The sequence below is a fragment of the Acutalibacter sp. genome, assembly GCF_056800975.1.
On sequence record NZ_JBQISV010000148.1, the window covers coordinates 1 to 3,171 of the forward strand.

Consider the following 3,171-nt stretch of genomic DNA (forward strand, 5'->3'; position numbering starts at 1 on the left):
GCCTCCCGACTATACTCCGGCTTCCCCCCTCTAAAGCGCCAGCCCTCCCAAGCCCCTTGCTTCTCCCCCGCCAAAATGCTATAATAGACCCCAGAAACCGCCGCGCCCCTCCGGCGCGCAAGGAGGCTGTTATGAAGGAAATCCTCAGAAGAACCTGGGCCGAAATCGACCTCGATGCCCTGGCCAATAATTTCCGCCTGGTCCGCCAGGCCGCCAACCCCCAAGCAAAGGTCTGCTGCGTGGTCAAGGCCGACGGCTACGGCCACGGAGCCCTCCGCCTCACCCGAGAGCTCCAAGCCCTGGGCGCCGGCTGGTTTGCCGTCTCCAACCTGGAGGAGGCCCTTCAGCTGCGCCTGGCCGGCGTCAGAACCCCGGTGCTGGTGCTGGGCTTCACCCCCCCAGAGGAGGCCAAGTCCCTGGCTGACGAAAATATCTCCCAATGCGTCTACTCCCCCCGCTACGCCCAGGCCCTGTCCCAGCAGGCCCGGCAGGCAGGGGTCCAGGTAAAAATCCACGCCAAAATCGACACCGGCATGAGCCGTCTGGGCTTTTACTTTCAAGACATTGCCCGTGACCAGAACGCCATCGCCCAGGTAAAAGCCGCCTGCACCCTGCCCGGCCTGATTCCCGAGGGCATTTTCACCCACTTCGCCGTGTCCGACGAGGGCCCTGCCGGCGACGCCTTCACCATGCGCCAGTTCGGCTGCTTCAAAGAAATGGTAGAGGCCCTGGAACGGGAGGGCCTCCGGTTCCCCCTGCGGCACTGCGCCAATTCCGCCGCCCTGTTCGACTACCCCCTCTCCCATATGGACATGGTGCGGGCCGGCGTGGTGCTTTACGGCCTCAGCCCCTCCTCTCAAATGCGGGCGGCGCCTGCCCTGAAGCCCGTGCTCTCCCTGCGCTCCGTGGTGTCTCATGTAAAGACCGTGCAGCCCGGGGCCACCCTCAGCTATGGCAGAAAATACACCGCCGACCGCGAAATGCTGATTGCCACCGTGCCCGTAGGCTATGCCGACGGCTACCCCCGCCTCCTGGCCCAAGGGGGAGCCCAGGTGCTGATCCGGGGGCAGCGCTGCCCCGTGCTGGGCCGCATCTGTATGGACCAGCTTATGGCTGACGTGACCCCCTTAGGCCAGGTGCCCATTGGCGAGCGGGTCACCCTCATCGGTCAGGACGGGGAAGAGGAGATCACCGCCGGAGAGGTAGCGGGCTGGGAGGGCACCATCCACTACGAGGTGGTCTGCGCCCTGTCTAAGCGGGTCCCCCGGGTCTATCTGAAGAACGGGAAGACAGACAGCATCTATAACCAACTCCTCCCCTAAAACAGAGCTTTCCCCATCCCCGCAAACAGGGACGCTCGCCCCCTTGCTCCGCAAGGGGAGAAAGCCGCCAAGACCCCGCGTCTGCGCTCGCTGGCAGCATACCTCCATAAAAGCAAACCGCAAAAAAAGGACGCCCCCCTCCCGGGAAGCGTCCTCTTTTTTTCTTTCCTCAGCCGCGCCCAAACTTCTCAAACTTCAACGCCCTGGGAATATACTTCTTTACCGCTGCCAGCAAATCCTCATCCGGGTCAAACACCACCAAAGTCTTCCCGGTTTTGCCGCTGCGTACAATCATATACCACGAGTCCCTGTGGTCCGCAAACTGGGTGGCAAACACCCTGGCGTCAAAGGACCGGGTCTTCAGCCTGGCCTCATTCTCCGTGTACTTGCCAATGTCCTCGCAGGAGTCGCACTCAAAGGAGGTCATGCGCTTGCGGGTGGACCGGTTCATAATCTTGTCCACCGTCACAAAGCCGTTGGTCAGGCTGTACTCAAATTCCAGCATCCGCATGGACACCAGCTTGTACCCCCCGAACACCGCCCCCGCAGCCACCAACAGGGTGATCATAGGGAAGGGGATGATCAGCATCCCCACCACAAACCCTGCCAGCGTTGCCACAAGAATGCCCAGAATTACCCCTAAAACAACCAGCAGGTCCGTGGTCTCAAACTTCTTTTTGACCATCCGCTCCACAAACACATCATTCATCTTTAAAAATTCCTTTCCCGACTATCGCTGATTTCAGTCAATTATAACACAGAGGCCCTGGCTTTTCAATGACCTGCCCTGAATTATTTCCCTTTTTTCCGCCAACGGCGGTGCAGTGCCGCCGAAAGCCCCATGGCCAGCAGCCCCTGGGCCAGATACATCCCCGCGTAAACCAGAAAATCCGGGTTCCCCAGGTCCAAAAAGCACCAAACCCCAATCAAATACATCCCGCAGGTAATCAGCGGCATTCCCCACAAGGACCGCCAGTTCTTTCCGGCCCACAGGCCGCCCACAAAAGCGCAGGCCGGCCCTACCGCAAAAAACAGCAGAATGGTAAAAAACATCCGGGCCTCCCGCGGGACAAAAAGAGCGTTGGCCCCATAGGGCAGCAGCATCACAGCAGCCGCAATCCCCAGCCAGATCAAATAGGTTCTTTTCGCGTTCACAGCTCCTCCTCCTTCCGGGGCTTGCCCTCCTGGTCAAACCGCCGCTTCAATGCCCGCTCCGCCGGGAAAATGGAGCCAACCAGAATCCCCATCTGCAAGCCCACCAAAATCAGGCACAGCCAGCTGAATGGGTCAACCAGCTCCTTTGTGCCCAAAGCCGCCGGGTCCCACCCCGCCAGAGCCAGCGACCCCACCACAAACCCGACTGCCGAAGCCACCAGACTCCCCAGCCCCCAGCCCCGCCACACACGGCCCACATACTGCTGGGCAAAGTCCCAGGCAGCCTGGCTTTTGCAGGACCTGGCCGTGCGGTAGCCATAAAGACAGTTGATGTCCCTGGGCGGGCGGCGCTTCCACAAAACTCCAAAGAGGAGCATGGTGCAGGGAATGAGCAGAGTAAAAAAGAGCGTCATAAACCACAGAAACATAAAACCAACCCCCTTTTTTGTTAACATTATACAGGAGCCTTGTGCAAAAGTCAAGCCGCCCTTGCAACCCACGACCACAGCCTCAAGCCCCTCCCACGCACTGCTCCCCAAACAGGCCGCTCGCCGTCTTGCTCCGCAAGCCGTAGAAGCTTTGCTCCGCAAACCTTCCCCAGCCGCGCAAGAGCGGCGCGCCTGGGCTCGCTCCCCCCCCCGGGAGTGTCCCAACCGCAGAGATAATCATCTGTGTTCCCCCCGCCCGTAGGGCG

The 3,171-nt window shown here is 60.5% G+C and carries 4 protein-coding genes; 1 reads left to right on the plus strand and 3 read right to left on the minus strand.

The window, feature by feature from the left end:
* Positions 1–131: 131 nt before the first annotated feature.
* The gene (gene alr, locus ACTO5E_RS10575) at positions 132–1,322 is read left to right on the plus strand and encodes an alanine racemase (protein ID WP_482303483.1); all 1,191 of its coding nucleotides are present in this window, start codon (positions 132–134) and stop codon (positions 1,320–1,322) included.
* 169 nt (positions 1,323–1,491) lie between these two features.
* On the opposite strand, the gene ACTO5E_RS10580 is transcribed toward alr, so the two are convergent.
* The 3 genes from ACTO5E_RS10580 to ACTO5E_RS10590 form a co-directional block, all read right to left on the minus strand.
* Complete coding sequence (locus ACTO5E_RS10580; protein WP_482303484.1) at positions 1,492–2,031, minus strand: DUF6106 family protein; 540 nt, start codon at positions 2,029–2,031, stop codon at positions 1,492–1,494.
* Between the two features lie 83 nt (positions 2,032–2,114).
* Positions 2,115–2,477 (minus strand): hypothetical protein, encoded by a 363-nt coding sequence (locus tag ACTO5E_RS10585; protein ID WP_482303485.1) that lies wholly within the window; start codon positions 2,475–2,477, stop codon positions 2,115–2,117.
* On the minus strand, positions 2,474–2,905 hold the full coding sequence (locus tag ACTO5E_RS10590; RefSeq protein ID WP_482303487.1) for an SdpI family protein: 432 nt from the start codon (positions 2,903–2,905) through the stop codon (positions 2,474–2,476). The genes ACTO5E_RS10585 and ACTO5E_RS10590 overlap by 4 nt, the downstream gene beginning before the upstream one ends.
* Positions 2,906–3,171: the final 266 nt, after the last annotated feature.